Source organism: Sphaerisporangium sp. NPDC004334 (assembly GCF_053602655.1).
The window spans coordinates 1-23,368 of sequence record NZ_JBSGDZ010000044.1 but is presented as its reverse complement, the minus strand read 5'-3'; the positions used below and the strand labels follow the sequence as shown (position 1 = coordinate 23,368).

General features: G+C 69.7%; 17 protein-coding genes. 12 read left to right on the top strand and 5 right to left on the bottom strand.

The window, feature by feature from the left end; translation table 11 throughout:
• Positions 1-3: 3 nt before the first annotated feature.
• Positions 4-1,083 (bottom strand): sugar ABC transporter substrate-binding protein, encoded by a 1,080-nt coding sequence (locus ACWEN6_RS37610; protein ID WP_452576749.1) that lies wholly within the window; start codon positions 1,081-1,083, stop codon positions 4-6.
• A 364-nt stretch (positions 1,084-1,447) separates the two neighbouring features.
• Here ACWEN6_RS37610 and ACWEN6_RS37605 point away from each other — a divergent pair, with 364 nt between their 5' ends.
• Together ACWEN6_RS37605 and ACWEN6_RS37600 are read left to right on the top strand one after the other, a co-directional pair.
• Entirely contained in the window at positions 1,448-2,170 is a 723-nt protein-coding gene (locus tag ACWEN6_RS37605; RefSeq protein ID WP_452576748.1) for a FadR/GntR family transcriptional regulator, read from the top strand.
• 408 nt (positions 2,171-2,578) lie between these two features.
• Positions 2,579-4,564: an alpha-L-fucosidase gene (locus ACWEN6_RS37600; protein ID WP_452576747.1), complete on the top strand. Its 1,986-nt coding sequence runs from the start codon at positions 2,579-2,581 to the stop codon at positions 4,562-4,564.
• 109 nt (positions 4,565-4,673) lie between these two features.
• On the opposite strand, the gene ACWEN6_RS37595 is transcribed toward ACWEN6_RS37600, so the two are convergent.
• The gene (locus tag ACWEN6_RS37595) at positions 4,674-5,747 is read right to left on the bottom strand and encodes a LacI family DNA-binding transcriptional regulator (protein ID WP_452576746.1); all 1,074 of its coding nucleotides are present in this window, start codon (positions 5,745-5,747) and stop codon (positions 4,674-4,676) included.
• Positions 5,748-5,894: 147 nt separating this feature from the next.
• Here ACWEN6_RS37595 and ACWEN6_RS37590 point away from each other — a divergent pair, with 147 nt between their 5' ends.
• From ACWEN6_RS37590 to ACWEN6_RS37545, 10 genes are all read left to right on the top strand, one after another.
• Positions 5,895-7,256: an ABC transporter substrate-binding protein gene (locus tag ACWEN6_RS37590; RefSeq protein WP_452576745.1), complete on the top strand. Its 1,362-nt coding sequence runs from the start codon at positions 5,895-5,897 to the stop codon at positions 7,254-7,256.
• Between the two features lie 5 nt (positions 7,257-7,261).
• Positions 7,262-8,191 (top strand): carbohydrate ABC transporter permease, encoded by a 930-nt coding sequence (locus tag ACWEN6_RS37585; RefSeq protein WP_354853267.1) that lies wholly within the window; start codon positions 7,262-7,264, stop codon positions 8,189-8,191.
• Positions 8,188-9,012 carry a carbohydrate ABC transporter permease gene (locus ACWEN6_RS37580; protein ID WP_452576744.1) on the top strand — a complete coding sequence of 275 codons (825 nt, stop codon included), beginning with the start codon at positions 8,188-8,190 and terminating at the stop codon, positions 9,010-9,012. The genes ACWEN6_RS37585 and ACWEN6_RS37580 overlap by 4 nt, the downstream gene beginning before the upstream one ends.
• A 5-nt stretch (positions 9,013-9,017) precedes the next feature.
• The gene (locus ACWEN6_RS37575; protein WP_452576743.1) at positions 9,018-9,914 is read left to right on the top strand and encodes an ROK family protein; all 897 of its coding nucleotides are present in this window, start codon (positions 9,018-9,020) and stop codon (positions 9,912-9,914) included.
• Positions 9,915-10,074: 160 nt separating this feature from the next.
• Entirely contained in the window at positions 10,075-11,211 is a 1,137-nt protein-coding gene (locus tag ACWEN6_RS37570; RefSeq protein WP_452576742.1) for a glycoside hydrolase family 68 protein, read from the top strand.
• A 360-nt stretch (positions 11,212-11,571) separates the two neighbouring features.
• A complete protein-coding gene (locus tag ACWEN6_RS37565) occupies positions 11,572-12,843 on the top strand; it encodes a sugar ABC transporter substrate-binding protein (RefSeq protein WP_354929634.1) in 1,272 nt (423 codons plus the stop codon).
• A 3-nt stretch (positions 12,844-12,846) separates the two neighbouring features.
• Positions 12,847-13,809: a carbohydrate ABC transporter permease gene (locus ACWEN6_RS37560; RefSeq protein ID WP_452576741.1), complete on the top strand. Its 963-nt coding sequence runs from the start codon at positions 12,847-12,849 to the stop codon at positions 13,807-13,809.
• Positions 13,806-14,612: a carbohydrate ABC transporter permease gene (locus ACWEN6_RS37555; RefSeq protein ID WP_452576740.1), complete on the top strand. Its 807-nt coding sequence runs from the start codon at positions 13,806-13,808 to the stop codon at positions 14,610-14,612. The genes ACWEN6_RS37560 and ACWEN6_RS37555 overlap by 4 nt, the downstream gene beginning before the upstream one ends.
• Before the next feature lie 25 nt (positions 14,613-14,637).
• Positions 14,638-16,323 carry an amylo-alpha-1,6-glucosidase gene (locus ACWEN6_RS37550; RefSeq protein WP_452576739.1) on the top strand — a complete coding sequence of 562 codons (1,686 nt, stop codon included), beginning with the start codon at positions 14,638-14,640 and terminating at the stop codon, positions 16,321-16,323.
• 1,005 nt (positions 16,324-17,328) lie between these two features.
• Positions 17,329-18,798 (top strand): arabinofuranosidase catalytic domain-containing protein, encoded by a 1,470-nt coding sequence (locus ACWEN6_RS37545; protein WP_452576738.1) that lies wholly within the window; start codon positions 17,329-17,331, stop codon positions 18,796-18,798.
• A gap of 219 nt (positions 18,799-19,017) precedes the next feature.
• Here the strand turns inward: ACWEN6_RS37545 and ACWEN6_RS37540 are convergent, their stop codons facing one another.
• The 3 genes from ACWEN6_RS37540 to ACWEN6_RS37530 form a co-directional block, all read right to left on the bottom strand.
• The gene (locus ACWEN6_RS37540; RefSeq protein ID WP_452576737.1) at positions 19,018-20,652 is read right to left on the bottom strand and encodes a cellulose binding domain-containing protein; all 1,635 of its coding nucleotides are present in this window, start codon (positions 20,650-20,652) and stop codon (positions 19,018-19,020) included.
• Positions 20,653-20,829: 177 nt separating this feature from the next.
• Positions 20,830-22,185 carry a cellulose binding domain-containing protein gene (locus tag ACWEN6_RS37535; RefSeq protein ID WP_452576736.1) on the bottom strand — a complete coding sequence of 452 codons (1,356 nt, stop codon included), beginning with the start codon at positions 22,183-22,185 and terminating at the stop codon, positions 20,830-20,832.
• A 114-nt stretch (positions 22,186-22,299) separates the two neighbouring features.
• Entirely contained in the window at positions 22,300-22,434 is a 135-nt protein-coding gene (locus ACWEN6_RS37530; RefSeq protein ID WP_452576735.1) for a hypothetical protein, read from the bottom strand.
• Positions 22,435-23,368: the final 934 nt, after the last annotated feature.

Below are 23,368 nucleotides of genomic sequence, written 5' to 3'. Positions count from 1 at the left end.
CTCTCAGTTCAGGTTGTTGCCCCATAGCGACTTGTCGTCGTGCTTGACGCTGGGGACGCCTCCGTAGGTGCCGCCGTCGGCGGTGACCAGGGGCGCGGACAGCTGGTCTTCGAGCAGCCCCGCGCGGACCTGCACGATCGTGCTGTCGTGGTCGGTCTTGCCCGGCTGGAAGGTCTTGCCGTCGATCGCGGCCTTGGCGTACGACAGGGCCCACTTGGCGTACAGGTCGGCCGGTTGGGAGACGGTCGCGTCGATGTCGCCGGAGGCGATGTCCTTGAGCTCCTGGGGGATGCCGTCGTTGGAGACGACGAAGACGTGCTTGGGGTCCTCCGGCTTGACCAGCAGGCCGCGCTGCTTGAGCACCTGCAGCGTGCCGGCCAGGGCGAAGCTCGACTGCATGTAGACGCCCTTGACGTCCGGGTTGGCGGTGAGGACCGTGGAGAGCTTCTGCGCGGCCACCGCGCCGTCCCAGTTCGCGGCCTCGCCGAACACCTTGATCTGCGGGTAGTTCTGCTTCATGCACTCGTTGAAGGCCTCGGTGCGGTCTCGGCCGTTGATGGACGCCAGGTCGCCCTGGAGCATGACCACCTTGCCGTTGCCCTTGAGCTTCTCGCCCAGGAACCGGCAGGCCTTCTCGCCGTAGGCGCGGTTGTCGGCGCGCACGACCATGAAGGCGTTCCCCTGGTCGGGCCGGGTGTCCACGAGAACGGCGGGGATCTTCTTGCTCTCGAGCTGCTGCAGCGTGGGCGCCACCGCGGCGGTGTCCTGGGGGGCCATGACGATGCCGCGCACACCTTGGCCCACCAGACTCTGGACGTTGGCGGTGAGCGTGGAGATGTCGTTCTGGGAGTTGGTGGTCTTCAGATCGGCTCCGAGCTCGCCGCCGAACCGGGGCACGTACCTGATGTAGGAGTTCCAGAAGTCGGTGTCCGACCGCGGGTAGTCGACGCCGATGAGCGGTTTCGCCGGCGCGCCCTTCTCACCGCCACCGCCACCGCCGCCGGTGCCACCGCCGCCGCATGCCGCGGCGAGGCACCCCGACATGGCGAGGGCCGCGGCCAGCGCGAACCTTCTGTGTTTCATCGTCTCTCCTCAAGGATCACCACGATGGGGGATCGCCGTGGCGGGCCGCGCCGCGGGCTCGGGCGGGGTCCGCGCCGCGGGACGCGGGACTCCGGCGAGGAGCCGCACAAGCGCTCATCATCGACAAGAACATGGGATGTCTTTCTATGGCCAAACCTGGCCGGTGTCCAGACCTCAGGGGACGGATTCGCCGGGACCCCACGAGGGCCGGAGATGGCATCTTCCCCGGCGGACGGCCCGACGCGTCCGATGATCGATGGGTCGTGCCGAATCAGCCGATTCATCACATGTCTGTGCCCCTCGATGGCGTTCTCGGACGGGGGTGGGGTGGCTCCGCTCCGTCCTGAGGTACGAAGATTCGTCTATGTCGTTGACCGAGCAGGCGATCGAACGCATCAGGCAACTCATCAAGGACGGGACCCTCCACCCCGGTGCACGGCTGCCTCCAGAGCAGGACCTGGCCGCCGAGCTGGGCCTTTCCCGCAATCTGCTCAGAGAGGCCGTCCGCTCCCTGGTCACGACCCGCGTGCTGGAGGTGCGCAGGGGAGACGGCACCTTCGTCACGAGCCTGAAGCCGGAGCTGCTGCTCGAAGGGGTCGGCCTCGCCGTCGAGATGATGCGGGGCGACGACCTGCTGGAGATCACCGAGGTGCGGCGCCTGTTCGAGCCGGTGGCCACGGGGGTGGCCGCGCTGCGCATCACCGCGGACCAGCTCGCGGAGGTCGCACGCCATCTCGATGCCATGATCGCCGCGCACGATGACGTGGAGAGGCTCAACCACCACGACGACGCCTTCCACCGGGCGGTGTTCGAGGCGACGGGCAACAGGTCCCTGTGCGCACTGCTCGCCGGCATCGCCAGCCAGACGTTGCGCGCCCGTGTCTGGCGGGGCCTGGTGGAGGGGAACGCGGCCGACCGCACCATCGCCGAGCACGCCGCCATCTACCGCGCGCTCGCCGACGGCGACGCGCCCCTCGCCCAGGCGGCCGCGCTCATGCATGTGAACACCACTGAGACCTGGTTGCGGAAGAACCTCGGCCCGTCGCTGCCGGAGCCCGCCCTCGCGCCACTGCGGCGGTCATCCTGAGGGCGGGCCGTCCGAGGATCGGCCGTCCGGAAGATCGACGCGCCGTCGCGCGCTGAAAGTTACAGCCATCTCGGCTCTCGGCGGTCGCGCGGGGTGTGTCGTCAGACATGGGTTGTCTGGGGGCGGAAGGCCATGGCGGGGGAGACCCGCGGCCGCGGTATGCGCACCCGTCAGCGGCATCGCGGAGACCTGCTCCGTACCCGCCGCCCGTCCCCCGGACCTCGTGATCCGCGGCGTTCCGCGCGCGGCCCCTTCCGGTCGGCGGTTCCGGCGATCGGTGGGGGCTAGACAGATGTCCCTGGTAGGTCTACAAAGACATCCAATGTCTCAGGTGTGACACTCCAGTCATCTCGGCGAAACAACGCACGTGACCCAGTAGAGCTCCTTGGTCCTGAGAGGTCCCCGCTCATGTCCTCGTCTTCGTCCTCGTACCAGTTCAGTCGTCGCGCGCTCCTCGCCGGGGCCGGGGGTGTCGCGGCCTCGGGCCTGCTGGGGTTCCGCCCGGCGTTCGCGACCGACGGCCCGCAGAGCTACACCGCGTCGTGGTCCTCGGTCGACCAGCACCCGCCGGCCCCCGAGTGGTTCCAGGACGCCAAGTTCGGCATCTACTACCACTGGGGCGTGTTCAGCGTCCCCGCCTTCGCCAACGAGTGGTACCCGCGCAACATGTACAACAACGGGTCGAGCGAGAACAACCACCACAAGAGCGTCTACGGCGATCCCTCCGCGTGGCCGTACCACAACTTCATCAACGGCGCCCGGGACAAGGCCGGGAACTTCGTGCAGTTCGCGCCCAAGCTGAAGTCCGCGGGCGGCAGCTTCGACCCCAACGAGTGGGCGCAGTTGTTCGCCGACGCCGGGGCCAGGTTCGCCGGGCCGGTGGCCGAGCACCACGACGGCTACTCCATGTGGAACAGCCAGGTCAACGAGTGGAACTCCGTGGCCACCGGGCCCCGGCTGGACCTGCTGCGCCTGCACGCCGACGCCATCCGCGCCAAGGGCCTCAAGCTGATCGTGTCGCTGCACCACGCCTACAACTTCACCGGCTTCTACCAGTGGGTGCCGACGCAGTCCACCAACTCGCTGAAGAAGCTGTACGGCCAGCTCGGCGCGTCCACCCACCAGCAACTGTGGTACGACAAGCTGCGCGAGGTGATCGACGGCTACCAGCCCGACGTCATCTGGCAGGACTTCAACCTGACCCAGCTCCCCGAGTCCCGGCGGCTGGACTTCCTGTCGTACTACTACAACCGGGCGGTCTCCTGGAACAAGGACGTCGTCGCCACCTACAAGGACGGGTTCAACAACCGGGGCGAGGTGTTCGACTACGAGCGCGGCGGCCCGGCCGGCATCCAGACCCCCTACTGGCTGACCGACGACAGCATCTCCAGCTCCAGCTGGTGCTACACCGTCGGTATCGGCTACTACTCGCTGAACGCCATGCTCCACTCGCTGATCGACCGGGTCAGCAAGAACGGCAACATGCTGCTCAACATCGCGCCGATGGCCGACGGCACCATCCCCTCCGGGCAGCGGTCGGTCCTGCTCGGCATCGGCGACTACCTCAAGCGCTTCGGCGAGTCCATCTACGCCACCCGGGCCTGGTCGGTCTACGGCGAGGGGCCGACGCAGATGGGCGGCGGGTCCTTCACCACGCCGCGGGCCGGCACCAACACCGACATCCGCTTCACCCGCAGCAAGGACAACACCGTGCTGTACGCCACGGTGCTGGGCTGGCCGGGCGGCACGCTGAACATCGGTACGCTGAGCTCCAACCGGATCAACCTGAGCACCCTGGCGTCGGTGCAGCTGCTGGGCTCCACGGCCGGCCAGTACACCAACCTGCCGACGCGCACCCAGGACGGTTCGGGCCTGCACATCACGATGCCCTCCTCCAGCGCCCCGTTCAGCGCCCCCGCCTACGTGGTCAAGCTGACCTTCAACGGCTCCATCCCCACTCCGGGCTCGGGCCCCACCCCGACCGGCTGGGTGCGGATCAACAACGCGAGCACCAACCTCGCCCTGGACAGCGGCGGCAGCGTCGCCTCCGGCTCGGCGCTCAAGCAGTGGAACTACGACGGCAGCAACAACCTGCAGTGGCAGCTCGTGGACCTCGGCAGCGGCTGGTACCGCATCGTCAACCGCACCAACGGCATGGTCGCCGACAGCTGGGGCAACACCGCCAACGGCGCCAACTGCCTGCAGTCGGCCTGGAACGGCGGCAACAACCAGCAGTGGCGGCTCAACAACGTCGGCAACGGCCGCTACCAGATCATCAACCGGGGCACCGGCACCGCGCTGGACGGCGCCGGCCTCACCACGGCCGGCTCGGCCGTGCAGATGTGGGCCCCGAACTCCAGCACCAACAACCAGTGGACCATCACCGCGCTCTGAGCGGTACCACCACCACTCTCACCCGCCGCGGCGGTCGCGCCGAGACGCGGCCGCCCGCGGCCATGCGCACCCTCCTCACCACCTCACCCCGCGTGCCGGCGGGCGGCGCTCAGCCGGGGGAGTGCGCGCCAGAAGGCGGCGCGACGGAATCGCGGGAGCGGACCGGCATCGGCACACGGTGTACCTCGCCCGCCGCGCCGGGCTCGGCGGGGTCGCGGCCCATCTCGGTGAACAGCACGTCGACGGCCTTGCGGCCCAGCTCGTAGTGGGGCAGCGCGACGGTGGTCAGGCCGGGCCGCATCCACGAGGCGATGGGGTGGTCGTCGAAGGAGACGACGGAGACGTCCGCGGGCACCTTGAGCCCGAAGTCGTCGAGCGCCTGGTAGGCGCCCATGGCGATGCGGTCGTTGAAGCAGATCAGCGCGCGCGGCCTGACCGTCTCCAGCAGGTCGCGCGTCGCGGCGAGGCCGTACTCCGGCTGCCAGTCGAAACACGTGCGCGCGCCCGCCACCTTCACCCCCGCCTCGCCGAGGGCCTCGCGGATGCCGACGAGCCGTTCCAGCGCCGCGACGCTCTCGGAGGGCACGTTGCGCAGGCCCGGACCGACGCCGATCAGGTAGATGCCGTCGCGGTGGCCGGCGTCCAGCAGGACGCGGGCGGCGAGACGACCGGCCTCGACCTCGTGGGGCAGGACGGCGGGCAGGACGGCCGGCCCCTTGGGCACCGCGTTGAGCAGCACGACGGGTGAGGCCGTGATGCCTTTTGGCACCTTGATGGTCCTGGTGAACATCGAGGCCAGGATGAGCCCGTCCACCTGACGGTCGTGCATGGCCTGCAGGAGCAGGCGTTCGAGCTCGGCGTCGCCTTCGGTCTCACCGATGAACAGCATGAAGCCGCGGTCGCGGGCGGCCTCGAGCGCTCCCTTGATCATGTCGCCGGCCAGCCGCGAGGTGGCGACGGTGTCGGAGACGAAGCCGATCGTCCGGGAGGTGCCCGTGCGCAGGCCCACGGAGACGATGTTGGGCCGGTACTGCAGCTCGTCGGCCGCTTTCAGCACCCGCTGCTCGACGTCCTGAGAGATGCGCAGCTCACGGCCGCGGCCGGACAGCACCAGAGAGGCGGTCGGGCGGGAGACGCCCGCGGCCTTGGCGACATCGGCCAGCGTGACCCGGCGTGGGCTCACCCGGAGCCTCCGATCGTCAAGAGTGTGTTACGGAGGGTTGACATCGTGCGACGTGCACGGTGAGACTAACGGGCGCTAACCCGATTTAGCAACGAAGATGGGACGTCAGCCCGGTGCCGATGGTCCCAGGCAGCAGAGGAGATGCGCATGGCTCGTCGAGGTCGCCCCGGCAGGTCCGGGGCCGCGCTTGTGATCGCCATGGGAACGCTGGCCGCCGCCTGCGCGGCTCCCGGCAGCGACAACCCGCCACCCCAGGCCACCAGCACGTCGTCGACGTCCGCGGCGCCCACCTGCGGCACGGCTCCGGTCAAGCTCAGCGGCTACTTCGAGACCGGATTCCCGCTGCCGAAGGAGCTGACCACCGAGTTCACCAAGCAGCACCCGAACGTCACCTGGAACATCCGTGAGGACCAGTTCGCGGTGATCACGCAGAACGCTCCGCGCGTGCTGGCGGACAACCCACCCGACCTGATGCGCCTTCCCCAGGTGTCGGAGCTGGTCAAGGACAACCTGCTGAAGAACCTGGACGGCTACGCCAAGGCGTTCGGCTGGGACCAGTGGCCGGCCTCGCAGCTCGAGCAGCTGCGCATGGGCCCGGGCGGGCGCCCGCGCGGCGAGGGCTCGCTGTACGCCCTGGGACTCAACTTCAGCCTGACCGGTCTGTTCTACAACAAGAAGCTGGCCGCCCAGATCGGGATGTCGGCGCCGCCCACCACGCTGGCGGAGCTGGACCAGGCGCTGGACAAGGCCAAGAAGGCGGGCCTCACCCCCATCCTGCAGTTCAACGGCGGCGCCACCGGCGGCCTGGCGTTCCCGCTGCAAAACCTCATGGCCTCCTACGGGCCGCCCGGGCCCATCAACGACTGGATCTTCCAGAAGCCCGGCGCGACCATCGACACCCCGTCGAACCTGCAGGCCGCCCAGCACCTGGAGCGATGGGTCAAGGCAGGATACTTCCAGAAGGACGTCAACGCGGTCGACTACGCCACGATGATGAGCCGCTTCATCGGCGGCAAGGGCCTGTTCATGTTCGACGGAGACTGGGAGTCGGGCAACCTCGACAAGCAGATGCCGGGCAACGTCGGCTTCACCCTGATGCCGCCCGCGCAGCAGGGTGGCAAGCGGGCCGCGATGTCGGCCCCCCTGACCTTCGGCATCGCCGCCCGCGCGAAGAACGCCGACTGCGCCGCCTTCTTCCTCAACTGGGTGGCCACCGACAAGCGGGCCCGCGAGATCGGCGTCGAGGTCGGCGGATCGCACCCGATGGGACCGGCCGACGCGTACATGCCCGAGGTGCCCGCCGACAAGGTCACCGCGAGCACGCTGTCCGCCGGCGCCGACATCGCCAAGGACAACGGCGCGATGGACTTCATCGCCAACGCCACCGGCGCCATCTACGCCAAGAGCTGGACGCCGCAGTTGCAGAAGCTGGTGGCCGGGCAGCAGACGCCGCAGGAGCTGCTGAAGAGCGTCCAGGCGGACTACACCGGCCAGCTCGAAGGGAACTGAGACAGGTGGTGCCCCGCCCCGCCGGCGCCCGATCGGCGTCCCGGCGGCCGGTCACGGCCAAGCTGCGCGGCTCGCGCGGCTTGGCCGGCTGGCTGTTCATCGCCCCGGCGCTCGCCTTCTACGCGGTGTTCGTCCTGCGCCCGATCGCTGTGACGTTCCAGTACTCGCTGTACGACTGGGACGGCATCGGCGCCTCCACCTGGGTGGGGCCGGCCAACTACGGCAAGGTCTTCACCGACCCCGACCTGTTCGAGTCGCTGGTCAACGCCGTCAAGCTGATCGTGTTCTTCAGCGCCATCCCGGTCGTGCTGGGGCTGGCGATCGCCGCGACGATCAGGCGCATCGCCGCGACCAGGCTCGCCCTGGTGGCGCGCACCGTGATCTTCCTGCCGCAGGTCATCCCGCTGGTGGCCGCCGGCATCGCGTGGAGCTGGCTGCTGGCCTCCACCGGAGTGGTCAACCAGTTGCTCACGCTGGTCGGCCTGGGCGGGGTGACCCGGGCCTGGCTGGGCGATTTCGGCACCGCCCTGCCGGCGGTGGGCATGATCGGCGCGTGGGTGCTGCTCGGCCTGTGCACGCTGCTGCTCCTGGCGGGCATGAGCAAGATCGACCCGGCGCTGTACGAGGCCGCCCGGCTCGACGGCGCCGGGCCGTGGCGGGAGTTCATCTCGATCACCGTCCCCAGCCTGCGCCAGGAGATCGCGGTCTGCGTCACCGTGACCGTGATCGCGGCGCTGGCGAGCTTCGACATCATCTACATCTCCACCCAGGGCGGCCCCGGCAACACGACCATGGTGCCCGGCCTGCAGATCTTCTACCTGGCCTTCTCCGAACGCGAGGTGGGCATGGCCTCGGCCCTCGCCGTGGTGCTCATGGTCCTGGTGATGGCCTGCGCCCTTCCCATCCAGTGGTTCGCGAAGGACGGCAACCGATGATCACCGCACGGGGGGAGGCCTGGACCGGCCGGTTGCTGCTCGTCCTGATGATGGCGGTCACGCTCCTGCCGTTCATCAGCCTGTTCGTCACCGCCCTGCACCCCTCGGGCACCTACCCGGCCGGGCTGGCCTGGCCGGAGCACCCGCAGTGGGGCAACTTCCCGCGGGCCTTCCAGGCCGCGAACATGCTGGAGCTGCTGAAGTCGAGCGTCCTCATCGTGCTGGGCGTGGTCCCGCTGTCGATCCTGCTGGGCACGATGGCCGGCTTCGCCATCGGCCACCTGCGCGTGATCGGCGGACGGGTGGTCTTCCTGCTGTTCGTGCTCGGCCTGACCCTGCCGTTCGAGGGCATCATCACGCCGCTGTACTACCAGATCCGCGACATGGGGCTCCTCAACACCCGGTGGGCGATCATCCTGCCGCTCATCGGCCTGTTCATGCCGTTCAGCGTCTTCTGGATGCGCGCCCACTTCGTCAACATGCCCGGGGAGCTGTCCGAGAGCGCGCGGATGGACGGCGCCAACGTGTGGCAGCTGTTCCGCCGCATCCACCTCCCCCTGGCCATGCCGGCGATCTCCTCGCTGGGCATCCTGCTGTTCCTGTGGACCTGGAACCAGTTCCTGCTGGCCATCGTCCTGGTCGACGACCCCGCCAAGCGCACGATGTCCGGTGCGCTGGGCGCCTTCCAGGGCCAGTGGGGCACCGACATCCCGCTGCTGTGCGCCGGGTCGCTGCTGATCCTGGCCCCCACGCTCGCGATCTTCCTGATCTTCCAGCGGCACTTCGTCAAGGCCCTGCTCCAGGGCTCGCTGAAGGGATGACGGCGATGAGCGCACCGCCGCCGCTCTTCGGCGGGATCGAGGCGGGCGGCACGAAGTGGGTGTGCGCGGTCGCCGACGCCGGCGGGGAGATCCTCGCGACGCACGTGCTGGCGACCACCACGCCGGAGGAGACCATCACCGGCGCCGTGCGGTTCTTCCAGGAGCACTGGACGCTCGCCGCGATCGGCGTGGGCACCTTCGGCCCCGTCGACCTGCGGCCGGGCTCACCGACGTACGGCCACATCACGGTCACGCCCAAGCCCGGCTGGACCCACACCGACATCGTCTCCCCGTTGCGCACCGCGCTGCGCGTTCCCGTCGGCCTGGACACCGACGTGAACGCCGCCGCGCTGGGGGAGTGGCGGCGCGGCGCCGGGCGAGGGCTGGAGACGCTCGCCTACATGACCGTGGGCACGGGCATCGGCGTGGGAGCCGTGCTGAACGGCCGGCCGGCGCACGGTCTCCTGCACCCGGAATTCGGCCACATCCGCATCCCGCACGACCGCACCCGAGACCGGTTCTCAGGCAGTTGCCCCTTTCACGGCGACTGCCTGGAAGGGCTCGCCTCCGGGGAGGCGATGCGCCGGCGCTGGGGGCGGCGTGCCGAGGACCTGGACGACCCGGCGGCGTGGGAGCTGGAGGCCGAGTACCTCGCCCACGCCGTCACCACCCTCACCTACGCGCTGTCTCCCGAGCGGATCGTCATCGGCGGCGGCGTCGCGAAGCGTCCGGGGCTGCTGCCCCGGATCCGGGCACGCGCCTTCGACCTGGCCGCCGGCTATCCGGCGATACCCGCGCTCACCGACCGGTCCGCCATGGAGGAGTACGTGGCCGGCCCTTCGCTCGGCGACCACTCCGGAATCGCCGGCGCCGTCGAGCTCGCCATGAGCGGCCTCGCCTGACCGGCGGGTCCGCCGGTCAGGCGAGACCACATCCATCACTCTCAGAGAAGAGGTTCACCATGCTCCGCCAAGGACGGTCACGCGCCGCACGGCGAACGGCGGACGGACCCGGCGCGCTCCACGAACGCATCGGTGGTCACCGCCGCCGGCAGGGCGCCGCGTGAGCGACGGCCGGCCGGCGCGCTGGACCCGCCGGCATCTCGACCTGCTCGCCCAGACCGGCGCGGTCACCGTGCCCGTCATCGATCCGCCGTCCCTGCCGCGCATCCTGCCCGGCCACTATCTGTGGGACCTGTGGCCGATCCAGGAGGAGGACGGCTCGACGAGCGTGATCGGCGGGCGTGAGCTTTGGATGGCCCTGTCGGCTCCCGCCCTCGGCCATCCGGAGGAGCGCCACGACCAGGCGCGCATCCGCCTGCTCGCCAGGTACGGCGAGGAGTGGACGGACCTCGGGAACGCCTTCGCCGACGGCGCCTCGCCCGGCAGCCGCGAATGGTCGGGATCGGCGGTCCGCCGGCCCGACGGCACCGTCTCGGTGTTCTACACGGCCGCCGGACGGCGGGGCGAGGCACGCCCGACATTCGCGCAGAGCGTCATCGAGACCCGTCCCGCCCTGATCGCCGACGGCGGCCGGATCGCGCTCGGACGGGACGCCGCCCATCGCGAGGTGCTGCGCTCCGACGGCCGGATGTACCTGCCGGCCGACGAGTCCGACGGGGCGCCGGGCCGCATCAGGGCCTTCCGCGATCCCGGCTGGTTCCGCGACCCGGCCGACGGGCGCGACCACCTGCTCGTCGCCGCGTCCACCGCCTGGGAGGACGGCTTCACCGGCGCGATCGCCCTGGCCGGGCGGCGGGCCGGCGCCTGGTCCCTGCTGCCGCCCCTGCTCGTCGCCGAAGGCGTCAACCACGAGCTCGAACGACCGCACGTCATCGTGCACGAGTCGCGCTACTTCCTGTTCTTCTCCACCCAGCGCCACGGCTTCCACCCGGCCGGCAGCGCGCCCACCGGGTTGTACGGCTTCGCCGCACCCAGCCTGACCGGACCGTACGAGCCGCTCAACGGGTCCGGGCTCGTGCTCGGCAATCCCTCCGCCCGGCCCGACCAGACCTACGCCTGGCTGGTGCTGCCCGACCTCCAGGTGGTCGGCTTCGCCAACTATGGGTCCGAGCCGGGCATGGACCTCCGGTTCGCGGGAGCCGAGCGGGCACGGGCCGCTTTCGGCGGCACCATCGCTCCGGCGCTGAGGCTCACCGTGGACGGGTTGACGACCACCGTCGTGCCGTCCGCCCGCTGACCGGACGCATGGACGGCCCTCGTGGCCGCGCGCCCGCCCAGGGACGCGGCCACGAGGGCAGCGTCTCGGGGGCAGCGTCTCGGGGGCCGGGTCCGGCCGTCGCTCGAATCGATTCGATGTCCGGTACGGCAGACGTCTCGGGTCGATCGCCGGCGGAACACCCGCGACATCCGCCGGTGACGCGGCGGCCATCCGGCGGCGAGGCACGGGCGCGGCGCCGTGCAACAGGACGGCATACATTGGGTCTCTCCCATTGACTCCTCTTGTGAGCGCGCTTATGTTCATCGAACCGGTTCGGCGAACCGGTTCGACCGGCCATCGAAAATAGCCGCTCAACGCCTGTCAGCGGAGGTCATAATCATGGGGTCAGCAGCAACGAGCCGCCACGCGGCCGGCCTGGGTCTCACGGTCCTGCTGGTCGCCGGCGGTACGGTCGCGTGCTCGTCGTCGTCCGGTGGCGGCGACGCGGCCAGCGCGAGCCCGGCCGCCGGCGGCGGCACCTACACCATCTGGGATCCCTACCCCCAGTACGACAAGAGCTCCGAGTGGGTGAAGCTGCTCGAGACGTGCGGCACGCAGGCCGGGGTGAAGATCGAGCGCACCGGCTACGACACCAGTGACCTGACCAACAAGGCGCTGCTGGCCGCCCAGCAGGGCAACGCGCCGGACGTGCTGATCGTGGACAACCCGGTGGTCTCCACGATGGCCGAGGCCGGGGTCCTGACGACCACGGAGGAGAACAAGCTCGACACCTCCGCCATCGCGCCGAACCTGCTGGCCGCCGGGCAGAGCGGCGGCAAGACCTACGGCGTCCCGATCGGCGCCAACACCCTCGCCCTGTACTACAACAAGGCGGTGCTCAAGAAGGCCGGGGTGGACGTCGCCTCGGTCAAGGACTGGGCCTCGCTCACCGCGGCGCTCGCGAAGGTGAAGGCGGCGGGCAAGAAGGGCATCACCTTCTCCGCCATCGGCACCGAGGAGGGCAGCTTCCAGTTCCTGCCCTGGTACTGGGGGTCCGGGGCCCAGCTGACCAAGCTCGACTCCCCCGAGGGGGTCTCGGCGGCGGCGCTGTGGACCGACTGGCTGAAGAAGGGGTACGCCCCGAACTCCGTCATCAACAACACCCAGACCACCAGCTGGCAGGAGTTCGCCACCGGCGACTACGCCTTCGCCGAGAACGGCACCTGGCAACTGGCCAACGCCGAGAAGGCCGGCTTCGACTACGGCATCATCCCGATCCCGGCCAAGGCCGGCGGGACGGCGCCGGCGCCGACCGGCGGCGAGTTCGTGAGCATTCCCGTGCAGAAGGACACCGCCCGCTACGCCACCTCCCAGAAGCTCGTGGCGTGCCTGACCGACACCGCCAACTCCCTCACCACGACCACCACCCTGTCCTACGTCGCCCCCACCGAAGCGGTGCAGGCCAAGCAGGTCGAGCAGAACCCGAAGCTCGAGGTCTGGGTGGAGGCGGTCAAGGCCGCGAAGGGCCGCACCAGCGACGACCTGGGCACCAAGTATCCGAAGATCTCCGAGCCGATGTGGGGCGCGGTGCAGGCGGCGCTGAGCGGGTCGAAGAACCCCCAGCAGGCGATGGCGGACGCGCAGACGGCCGCGGCGAGCGCCACCCAGTAAGACATGAGCCGAGTCATAGAGAAGCCGGCGCGTGCCGCCCGTGACCCCCTCCCCGCGGCGAGGAGGGGGCGCCGGGCGGCACGCCTTGCGTCAGGGCAGTGGGCGGCGTGGGCGTTCCTCGCCCCGATCGTGGTCTACCTGACGGTCTTCTACGCCTACCCGCTGTTCCGCAACGTCGAGTTGAGCCTGCGCAACTACACCGTGCGCTCTTTCGTGCAGGGCGATGCCCCCTTCACCGGCCTGACCAACTACGCCAAGGTCGTCGGCGACCCGGCCTTCGGGCCGGCGCTGTGGCACACGGCGGTGTTCACCGTGGTGTCGCTGGCCTTCCAGTTCGCGATCGGGCTGGCCCTGGCGGTGTTCTTCGCCAGGCACTTCCGCCTGTCGGCCACCTTGCGGGCGCTGTTCCTGGTCCCGTGGCTGCTCCCGCTGATCGTGTCGGCCTCCACCTGGTCGTGGATGCTCAACAGCGACTCCGGCGTCGTCAACGCCGTGCTGAGGACGGCCGGCCTCGGACCGGTGAACTGGCTGACCTCCCCCGACTGGTCCCTGTGGTCGGTGACCATCGCCAACATCTGGATCGGCGTCCCGTTCAACCTCGTGGTGCTGTACTCCGGCCTGCAGGCCATCAACCCCACCGTGTACGAGGCCGCCGCGCTGGACGGGGCGAACGGCCGGCAGCGGTTCTGGAGGGTCACCTTCCCCCTGCTGCGCCCGGTGTCGGCGGTCACGCTGCTCCTCGGACTGGTGTACACGCTGAAGGTGTTCGACATCATCTGGATCATGACCAAGGGCGGGCCCAGCGGCTCCTCCACCACCTTCGCCACCTGGTCCTACCGGCTCGGGTTCGGCAACCTGGTGCCCTCCTTCGGCCCCGGGGCGGCCGTGGGCAACCTGCTGATCGTGATGGCCCTCGTCTTCGGGCTGGTCTACATCCGCGCGCAACGCAAGCTGGACCTCACATGAGGCACTGGAGGACCGCTGCCGGTCTCCTGCTCACCGCGGTGATGCTGTTCCCCGTCTACTGGATGATCAATGTGTCCTTCACCAGGGAACAGGACATGCGCAAGAGCCCGCCGAACTGGCTGCCCATCAACGGCACGCTGGACGGGTACCGCGCGGTGCTGGACCAGCAGCTCCCTTACCTCGGCATCAGCCTGGTCGTCGGGCTCGGCACCGTCGCCCTGACCCTGCTCGTCGCGGCCCCGGCGGGCTACTCGCTGGCCAAGCTGCGGCCCCGCGGCGGCGGAGCGCTGAGTTTCGTGCTGCTGGTGGCCCAGATGATCCCGGGCATCATCATGGCGATGGGCTTCTACGCCATCTTCCTCAACACCGGCATGCTCAACACCGTCTCGGGGCTGATCGTGGCCGACTCCACCCTCGCGGTGCCGTTCGCGGCCCTGATCCTGACCGCGTTCATGTCGGGCATCCCCGAGGAGCTGCTGCAGGCCGCCCGCGTCGACGGAGCCGGCGTGATGCGCACGTTCTGGTCCATCGTGCTGCCCGTCAGCCGCAACTCCCTCATCACGGTGTCGCTGTTCACCTTCCTGTGGGCGTGGTCGGACTTCATCTTCGCCAGCACCCTGGACCAGGGCGGCGACCACCAGCCCATCACCCTCGGCATCTACCACTACATCGGCAACAACAACCAGGAATGGAACGCCATCATGGCCACCGCCGTGATCGCCTCCATCCCCGCCACGGTGCTGCTCATCATCGCCCAGCGTTACGTCGCCGCCGGCGTCACCGCCGGCGCCGTCAAAGACTGACCTTCGGAGAAGGGATTCTCATTTCATGACCGCCGCCTCGGGCCCGGTGTTCTCCCTGCGGGAAATCCCGTTCAGCTTCAGCGGATCGTGGTTCGCCTTCTCACCGGTGGTGGCCGAGAAGGTCTACGCCGAGGACGTGCACCTGGTCTCGCACCAGACCGGCATGCACCCGATCCTGCGGCTGGCGCCCACGGCCGAGACCGCGCTCGACGCCGCTCCGCACCAGCTCACCTGGAGGGGCGACGACGGCCGGATCGAGCTGGCCTACGAGACCACCGACACCGTCCGGGTGCGCGGCCGCGGCCTCGGGCTCCGCCTGCTGGCCGCCGACCCCGTCCTGACCCCGTTCAGCGGCCCGTACTTCTACCAGGACCCCGCGGACGGCTCCTACGTCTTCACCGTCTACCAGACCGGGCGCCGCTACCGCGTCACCCTGCTGGACGGGCGGGCCGAGTCCGTCGGCGCCCAGGCGCTCGGCACGGCCGAACGCGGCGTCCTGCTCCCGGCGGACGAGCCATGGGAGATCGCCTTGGAGGAGTACGAGACCGCCCGCGCCCCGTTCGCCAGTGACACCTCCTTCGAGCAGGTGGCCAAGACGGCGCGCGCCGAGTTCGACGCCTTCACCGCGGCCGTCGCACCCTGGCGCGGCGACCGGACGCCCGCCGCCGAGCTGGCCGCCTACGTCCTGTGGTCGGCCACCGTGCGCCCCGCGGGGTTCGTCACCCGCCCCGCGGTGCTGATGTCCAAGCACTGGATGGACAAGGTCTGGAGCTGGGACCACTGCTTCAACGCCATCGCCCTGGCGGGCGGGCTGCCCGATCTCGCGGAGGACCAGTTCCGGCTGCCCTTCGACCACCAGGACGCCTCGGGTGCGCTGCCCGACTCCGTCACCCACTCGGAGATCCTCTACAACTTCGTCAAACCGCCCATCCACGGCTGGGCCCTGCGGCGGCTGCGCCCGTCCTGCGACCTCGAGCCGTCCGAGACCTACCGGCTGCTGGAACGCTGGACCCGCTTCTGGCTGGACGCCCGGCGCGCCCCCGGCCGGGAACTGCCGCACTACCAGCACGGCAACGACAGCGGCTGGGACAACGCCACCACCTTCGACCCCGAACGCGTCATCGAGAGCGCCGACCTGGCCGCCTTCCTGGTGCTCCAGATGCGCGAACTCGCCCGTCTGGCCACGGGACTCGGCGAACCGGACGCGGCCGAGCGCTGGTCCAGCGCCGCGGACCGGATGCGCGAGGCACTGCTCACCGAGCTGTGGGACGGGTCGAGGTTCCTCGCGCGCGGCGCGCACTCCGGCCGGACCTGGTCCAGCTCCAGCCTGCTCGACCTCATGCCGATCGTCCTCGGGGAAGAACTGCCCGAACCGGTGCGGGACGCGCTCGCCGCCCGCATCGAGGACCATCTCACCGCCTTCGGCCCGGCGACCGAGCTGCCCACATCGCCGCACTACCGGGACGACGGCTACTGGCGCGGACCCATCTGGGCGCCCTCGACCGTCCTCATCGAGGACGGCCTGCGGCGGGCCGGCCACGTCGAGCTGGCCGACGAGATCAGCGCACGGTTCCGTACGTTGTGCGAGAAATCCGGCTTCGCGGAGAACTTCGACGCACGGACCGGTGAGGGGCTGCGCGACCGCGCCTACACCTGGACGGCGAGCGCGTACCTCATCCTCGCCGGCGACCACGAACGGCGTCGGGCCTGATCCGTGGCATCGTCGCCGTGGTGAGCCCTATTCGCACGGTCGGAGCGCCGAAGGGCCACGACGGGTTGTTAGCGATAACATCTCAGCTCGATTCCGCTTGGGTGGTGATCGGCGCCGACCGCCCGCGGCGTGGCCTGGCCCGGCGCCGATCCGGCGGCGGCCGGTCGGCGCGCGGCCGGGTCATCCTCGTGCGGACGGGCGGCACTCCATCGGGGGTTAAGTTTCCGCTCTCAGGGGGTTAAGTTACGGCCGATCCTGAGCGATCGGTACGCCGAAGTCAACGCTGCGGACGGCGGCGGGCCTGCTTTCGGCGAGGGCGCCGGGCGACGCCACCGCCGGGCCGGGCGACGGCCCGGCGGCGCCGGCGGTGGGCTCGCCGGGCCCCGCGAGGCACGTACCGCGCCGACGATGCTCGCGATAACGCCTGCTCGACTAGGTCGACACTGGTGTGGCGCAAGAGTGGCGCGGCGGGGCGAAGACGACGCGCCGAGCCGTCGCCGAGCTCGCTCGCCCGCGTGCGGCCGCCGCATGCGGCTCCGCGATTCCGCCCCGGCCGCGGTGACATCGTTCGGCCGCGCCGACTGAAAGTTTCAGTGGTGTGCGGCCCTCGTGGAAGGCGGTCGCGCGAGCGCCGGGTAATCGCCGTAACCGCTCGCCGTACCAGGTCCTGGCCTCCGTGACGGGCCGCCGCGCTCCGGCGAGAGGGCTCCGCACGGCCGGGTCATGGTCTTGACAGGTTCCGTACCGGTTTCCACACTGACTCCCCGAGCGGCCTGCTCTCCTCGGACGTCAGGTGGTGTGCGGCGGAATCGTCACCGTGGAGCCCGCCGGAGAGAGGCCGCTCCACCGTGGCGTCCGCCACGAAGTCCGACGTCACCGACCCCGGTGACGCAATCCTGCATCTGTTGTCGCTGACACGTCGACATACCCGCGCGCGTCGTTGTTAGCGCTAACAATCCGGGTCGTGACAGCGGAACACCGGTTACAGAGAACGGAAGAGCACCCATGCGACAGAGCACCGCACATCGTGGGAGGTGGACGCTGATCGCCGGCGTCCTGGCCCTCCTGACGGCCATGGTCGGCGTGGCCGGGACCCATCTCGCCTCGGCGGCCGCGGCGGGATGCCGGGTCACCTACACCGTCAGCGCCCAATGGCAGGACGGCTTCGGCGCCAACGTCATCGTCGACAACCTCGGCGACCCGGTCAACGGCTGGAGGCTGACCTGGTCGTTCCCCGCCGGGCAGTCCATCACGCAGCTGTGGAACGGGTCCTACACCCAGTCGGGGTCGTCGGTCACGGTGACCAACGCCTCCTACAACGGCGCCATCCCCACGGGGGGAAGCACCAGTTTCGGGTTCAACGGAAGCTGGAGCGGCTCCAACCCGGTGCCGTCGAGCTTCGCCCTCAACGGCACGGCCTGCACCGGCGGCGTCTCTTCCCCCTCGCCCACTCCCACCGTCACCCCGACCGTCACGCCGACGCCCACGCCGACCCCGACGGTCACGCCCACACCGTCGGGCAAGCAGCCGTGTGACATCTACGCCGACGGCGGCACGCCTTGCGTGGCGGCGCACAGCACCACGCGCGCGCTGTACGCCTCCTACAACGGCCCGCTGTACCAGGTCAAGCGCTCCTCGGACAACACCACCCGGGACATCGGCGTGCTCAGCCCGGGCGGAGTGGCCAACGCCGCGACCCAGGACACCTTCTGCGCGAACACCACCTGCCTGATCAGCGTCATCTACGACCAGTCAGGGCGTAACAACCGGCTGACCCAGGCGCCTCCCGGCGGGTTCTCCGGCCCGGCGGCGGGCGGCTACGACAACCTCGCGACCGCGACCAAGGCGCCGACCACGGTGGGCGGCCACAAGGCCTACGGCGTCTACGTGGACGCCGGTGTCGGCTACCGCAACAACGCCACCAACGGCATCGCCAAGGGCGACCAGCCCGAGGGGATGTACGCCATCTTCGACGGCACGCACTACAACGGGGGTTGCTGCTTCGACTACGGCAACGCCGAGACCAACAGCCGCGACAACGGCAACGGCACGATGGAGGCCATCTACTTCGGCAACATCAAGGTCTGGGGCACCGGCGCGGGCAACGGTCCCTGGATCATGGCCGACCTGGAGAACGGCCTGTTCTCCGGGGTCAACCAGAAGAACAACGCCGGCGACCCGACCATCAGCCACCGGTACCTGACCGCCATCATCAAGGGCGAGCCCAACCACTGGGCCATCCGCGGCGGCAACGCCCAGTCCGGCGGCCTTGGCACCTTCTACGACGGCAAGCGGCCGAACGTCTCGGGCTACAACCCGATGAAGAAGGAAGGGGCCATCATCCTGGGCATCGGCGGCGACAACAGCCACGGCGCCGTGGGCACCTTCTACGAAGGCGTCATGACCTCCGGCTATCCGACCGCCGCCACCGAGGACGCCGTCCAGGCCAACATCGTCGCCGCCGGCTACCGGTAGGCGAGCGACCGCGGGCCGCACCGGACCGCCGAGCCGCCCCTGCGACATCCAGGGGCGGCTCGCCTCGTCCGTCCGCCGGCCGGGGGAAGGACTCTCACCCGGCCTTTCCTGCCGGGGACCGTAGACCGGCGGCCCTGTCGCATCGACCGGACATGCCCTCCCGTCGCCGTCAGGGCCGGCGGCGGGAGGGTGCGGTCATGAGACGGTGCTACCCGGTCGTCATGGGCTGGTGCAGCTCAGCCCGGTCGGCGCCGTCGAACCGCTTCCGTTGGCGGTGAATCCGAACGTCGTCGACCCGTTGCCGGGAACGGTGCCGTTGTAGGCGGCGTTCTTGACGGTGATCGCGCCGGAGGTGCCGGTGTTCACGCCGTTCCACACGCTCGAGACGGTCTGCCCGCCGGCCAGCGTCATGCCGACGGTCCAGCCGTTGAGCGCGGAGGTTCCGCCGTTGGAGACGGTCACCTCACCCTGGAAGCCGCTGCCCCAGTCGTTGACCAGCCGGTAGGTCGCCGTGCAACCGCCCGGCACGGGAGTGGGCGTCGGCGTCGGGCTGGGCGTCGGAGTGGGACTGGGCGTCGGGGTCGGGGTCGGAGTGGGAGTGGGCGTCGGGGTGGGCGTCGGCGAGATGTCGCCGCTGACCCGGTACACGACGGTGCCGTGTGAGGGAACGCTGGCCGAGATCGTCCCGGTGCTGCTGGTCGTGGCGTTGGTCCAGGCGTCTCGCAGGGTGAAGGAGCTACCCGACTTGCCGATCGCCGAGGCGGTGGTGCTGATCGTGGTGGTGCTGCCGCCCTGGTTGAACAGGGCGACCGCGACGTCGCCGTTGCTCAGCTTCTTGGCCAGCACGCGACGGGTGCCGTCGTTGCTGATCTGGGTCGCCTGCAGGCCGAGGGTGTCCTGGTTGATGGCGATGAGGCGGGGGTTCTTCAGGATCGTCGAGGTCGCCGAGTCCATGCTGCGCAGGTCGTTCCCGGCGATGAGCGGCGAGGCCATCATCGCCCAGAGGGCGAAGTGGCTGCGCATCTCGGTGTCGGTCATGCCGCCCCGGCCGACCTCCATCATGTCGGGGTCGTTGAACTGCCCGGGCTTGGCGTACGAGGCGAGCGGGATGGTGACGTTGACGATGTTCTGGATGCCCATGGGGTACCCGTTGGTCTGACCGGTGTCCCACTTGTTGGTGATGTCCTCGGTGGTCCGCCAGATGTTGGCGATGTCGCCCCAGTTGCGGCGCGGCCCGGTCTTGTCGTGGATGCTGTTGGAGTTGATGCTGTAGAGGATCGGCCGCCCCGTCGCGGCGAGCGCGTCACGCATCTTCGCGAACGTCGTGATCTGGTCGTTGATGGTGCCGTTGGGCGAGCACCAGTCGTACTTCAGGTAGTCCACGCCCCAGGCGGCGAACTGCCGGGCGTCCTGGGCCTCGTGTCCCTGGCTTCCGGTCGCGCCGGGGTAGCTGCCGAAGTACTGCGCGCAGGTCTTGTCCACCGGGACCTGGTAGATGCCGAACTTCAGCCCCTTGCCGTGCAGGTAGTCCCCGAGGGCCTTCATCCCGCTGGGGAACCGCGACGGATTGCCCTGGAGGTTGCCCGAGGAGTCGCGGTTGGAGTTGAACCAGCAGTCGTCGACGACCACGTACTGGTAACCGAGGTCGCGCAGGCCGGAGTTGACGATCGCGTCGGCCATCTGCTTGATCAGTGACTCGCTGATGTTGCACCCGAAGGTATTCCAGCTGTTCCATCCCATGGGCGGCGTGCGCGCCACGCCGTTCTCCAGGGCGCCGGCCTCCCCTTGGACGGCGACCAGGCCGCCCAGGAGCACCCCGGTGGCGAGCGCCGCCGAGCCGAGCCTAGTTCTCACTTTGCGCACTGTTCCTCCTGCGGACCTACGAAGAGCACTTACGGAAAAGGGGACCCTCGCGCACCGGCGCGGGGCGAACGGCGCGGGCGGCATCGACTCGACCGCTCCCGTGAGGGGCCACGTCAGAACTCAGGGGTGGAGCCCGGCCGGGCTCCACCCCTGACGGTTCGTCCTCGGTCAGGCGATGGTGCATGCCGCGCCGTTGAGGGTGAACGACGTGGGTTTACCGGTGTTGCCGGTGTGGGTGGCCTGGAAGCCGATGCTGACCGAGGCGTTGGGGGCGATGGCGCCGTTGTAGGAGACGTTCTTCGCCGTCACCTGGCCGCTGGTGGGGCTGTAGGTGGCGTTCCAGCCGGAGGTGATGGTCTGGCCACCGGGCAGGGTGAAGACCAGCGACCAGCCGTTGATCGCGGCGGTGCCGGTGTTGGTGATGGAGATGTCCGAGGTCAGACCGGAGTTCCACGCGTTGAGGGTGTCGGTGACCCGGCAGGCTCCGGTGCCCGGCGTGGGGGTCGGGGTGGGGGTCGGCGTCGGCGTCACGGTCGGCGTCACGGTCGGCGTCGGCGTCGGAGTGGGGGTCGGGGTGGGGTTCGGGTCGGTGCCCGCGAACTGGGTGAAGAACTTCCACACCTCTCCCGGCACCCAACTGGATCCGCTGGTGCCGGTGCCACCGTCATGCGGGGCAGGGTTGTGGTCGTCGTCGAAGGCCGCCCACACGACCGGATATCCGGCCCGGCATCCGGAGTAGGCGGTGATCCGGTGGGTCAGGCTGCCCTGCGTCGGCTCGGGCGGGTTCTGCGCGGTGCAGCCGTTGTTCTTGACGAACTTGTCGCGCAGCGTCCGTCCGTTGGAGATGTTGAGGACGCTGTCCCTGATGCCGTGGATGCCGTAGTAGGCGACGGGCTGCGTGCCTCCGCTGCATCCGCTGAGCTGGGCGCCGGACAGGACCGCCACCGCACGGAAGACCGTCGGACGGCTGCACGCGAGCGAGAACGACATGGCGCCGCCATAGCTCCACCCCGTGGCGAAGAGCTGTGTGGTGTCGACGCAGAGGTCTCCCTCGATCTGCCGGACGATGTCGTCGATGAAGGTGACGTCCTCGCCGCCGGAGTTGGCCCAGCCGTTGTTGAAGCCCTGGGGCGCGACGAAGATGGTGCTGTTGTTCGACAGGCGCTGCAGGCCGTAGTAGGACCAGACGTCCCTCTGCACGGTCTGGCCCGTGGCGACGTCGGTGGCGGTGCCGCCCAGCCAGTGCAGGCCGAAGATCAGCCGGTAGGGGTGGTTCCTGTCGTAGTTGTCGGGAATCCGCAGGATGTAGCTGCGATTCTTGCCGCTGGTCGTGATCGACCTTGTCCCGCTGGTCAGCGTCGGGGCCTTGCCGCATCCCGCGGTCGCCGCCAGGGCGCTCGCACCCGCGTTCGACGTGCTGGGCGTGCTGGAGCCGAGGTTGTCGCTGAGCGCCGCGCGACCTGTGGCCAGGACGAGGAGCGCCGCGACCGCGACGGCCCCTAAGAACGATCTATGTCTTGACATCGTGTAACTCCTTCCGCCGTTCTCCTTGAGCCGTGCTTTGTTCGATCGCAGGGCGGCCAGGGGGCGCGCTAGCCAGCACCGCAGGTCGCGCCGCTGAGCGTGAACCCGGTGGGCTTACGTCGGATTGGTGCCGAAGCCGGTCACCCGGGTCAACGAGGCCGCCGCCGCGGGCCGGACCGCCGGCAGCATGCCCGCGACCACCAATGGCAGGGTGGCGGCCGCCGGCACGGCTCTGAGCCGTCGTTTCACGACATGTCCTTTCGTCGCGCCGAGCCGAGTCGCGTCGTTACGACGACTGGGCGCCGGGAACGAGCGATTCTCGGCAGCACTCCCCGTCCGGTGGTCTTGTTAGCGCTAACATCGCGTCGCGTCGGCCCTTTCGCCAGGTGGGATGGCGGCAGGTCGACCGGCCGCCGGTAGGCGCGTACTGGTTGTCGGCAACATGCAGGGCTCGCCGGCCTTGTTTCCGATTGGTGGTGGTGCGGCGGAGCAAATACGACGCGGCGGAGTCCCGTCAAGGTGAGGACTCCACCGCGCGCCGGCCTCCCATCGCCCGGCGTTCCCCGACCGCGTCTACCAGGCGCGGAGCCGATTCCCGCCGAGGTGGGCGAGATGAAACTTTCAGGTCTCCGCCGACGGTGATCTGCCCTCTGACAAGGAGGTTTCGACGGCGAAGGCGCCTCGACGCGGGACGGCGGAAACTTCGACGTCCGGCATCGGCGGTTCTCCCAGGCGAAGCCGGGTGCGGGCCCGCCGGAACGGCCGAAACGATCGGCGCATGGCCTTGACACGTTTCGTGGAGATTTCCAAACTGAGTCCCGATATGGCCTCCTGCCGGTTCGGTGGTGAGCGGCAGAGGTCGCGGTTCATGGTGCGGTCCGATGGTGGCGTGACTCGCTGACGCGATCGATCGCCGGGCGCCGGCGCCACTGTTCTCGCGCGAAGACCGATCAGGCTCGGGCGTTCGTTTCGGGACGTTCCCGTGTTGATTTCACCCATTTTCAGTACTGGAGGCTCAGGCATGGGCGAGAAGTTGTCATCCGCCGCGGGAGCGCGGCGACGTCTCGGCGGTACCCGCCGCTTGGCGGTGGCCGGTGTGGTCGGTGTGCTCGGGGTGGTCTCGGCGTTGGCGGCGAGCACCCCGGCGGGCGCGGCGGCCAGCACGCTGGGCGCCGCGGCGGCG

Coding starts and splice junctions, on each gene's coding strand:
- ACWEN6_RS37610 (WP_452576749.1), bottom strand. CDS start 1,083: ATGAAACACAGAAGGTTCGCGCTGGCCGCGGCCCTCGCCATGTCGGGG.
- ACWEN6_RS37605 (WP_452576748.1), top strand. CDS start 1,448: ATGTCGTTGACCGAGCAGGCGATCGAACGCATCAGGCAACTCATCAAG.
- ACWEN6_RS37600 (WP_452576747.1), top strand. CDS start 2,579: ATGTCCTCGTCTTCGTCCTCGTACCAGTTCAGTCGTCGCGCGCTCCTC.
- ACWEN6_RS37590 (WP_452576745.1), top strand. CDS start 5,895: ATGGCTCGTCGAGGTCGCCCCGGCAGGTCCGGGGCCGCGCTTGTGATC.
- ACWEN6_RS37580 (WP_452576744.1), top strand. CDS start 8,188: ATGATCACCGCACGGGGGGAGGCCTGGACCGGCCGGTTGCTGCTCGTC.
- ACWEN6_RS37575 (WP_452576743.1), top strand. CDS start 9,018: ATGAGCGCACCGCCGCCGCTCTTCGGCGGGATCGAGGCGGGCGGCACG.
- ACWEN6_RS37565 (WP_354929634.1), top strand. CDS start 11,572: ATGGGGTCAGCAGCAACGAGCCGCCACGCGGCCGGCCTGGGTCTCACG.
- ACWEN6_RS37560 (WP_452576741.1), top strand. CDS start 12,847: ATGAGCCGAGTCATAGAGAAGCCGGCGCGTGCCGCCCGTGACCCCCTC.
- ACWEN6_RS37555 (WP_452576740.1), top strand. CDS start 13,806: ATGAGGCACTGGAGGACCGCTGCCGGTCTCCTGCTCACCGCGGTGATG.
- ACWEN6_RS37550 (WP_452576739.1), top strand. CDS start 14,638: ATGACCGCCGCCTCGGGCCCGGTGTTCTCCCTGCGGGAAATCCCGTTC.
- ACWEN6_RS37545 (WP_452576738.1), top strand. CDS start 17,329: ATGCGACAGAGCACCGCACATCGTGGGAGGTGGACGCTGATCGCCGGC.
- ACWEN6_RS37535 (WP_452576736.1), bottom strand. CDS start 22,185: ATGTCAAGACATAGATCGTTCTTAGGGGCCGTCGCGGTCGCGGCGCTC.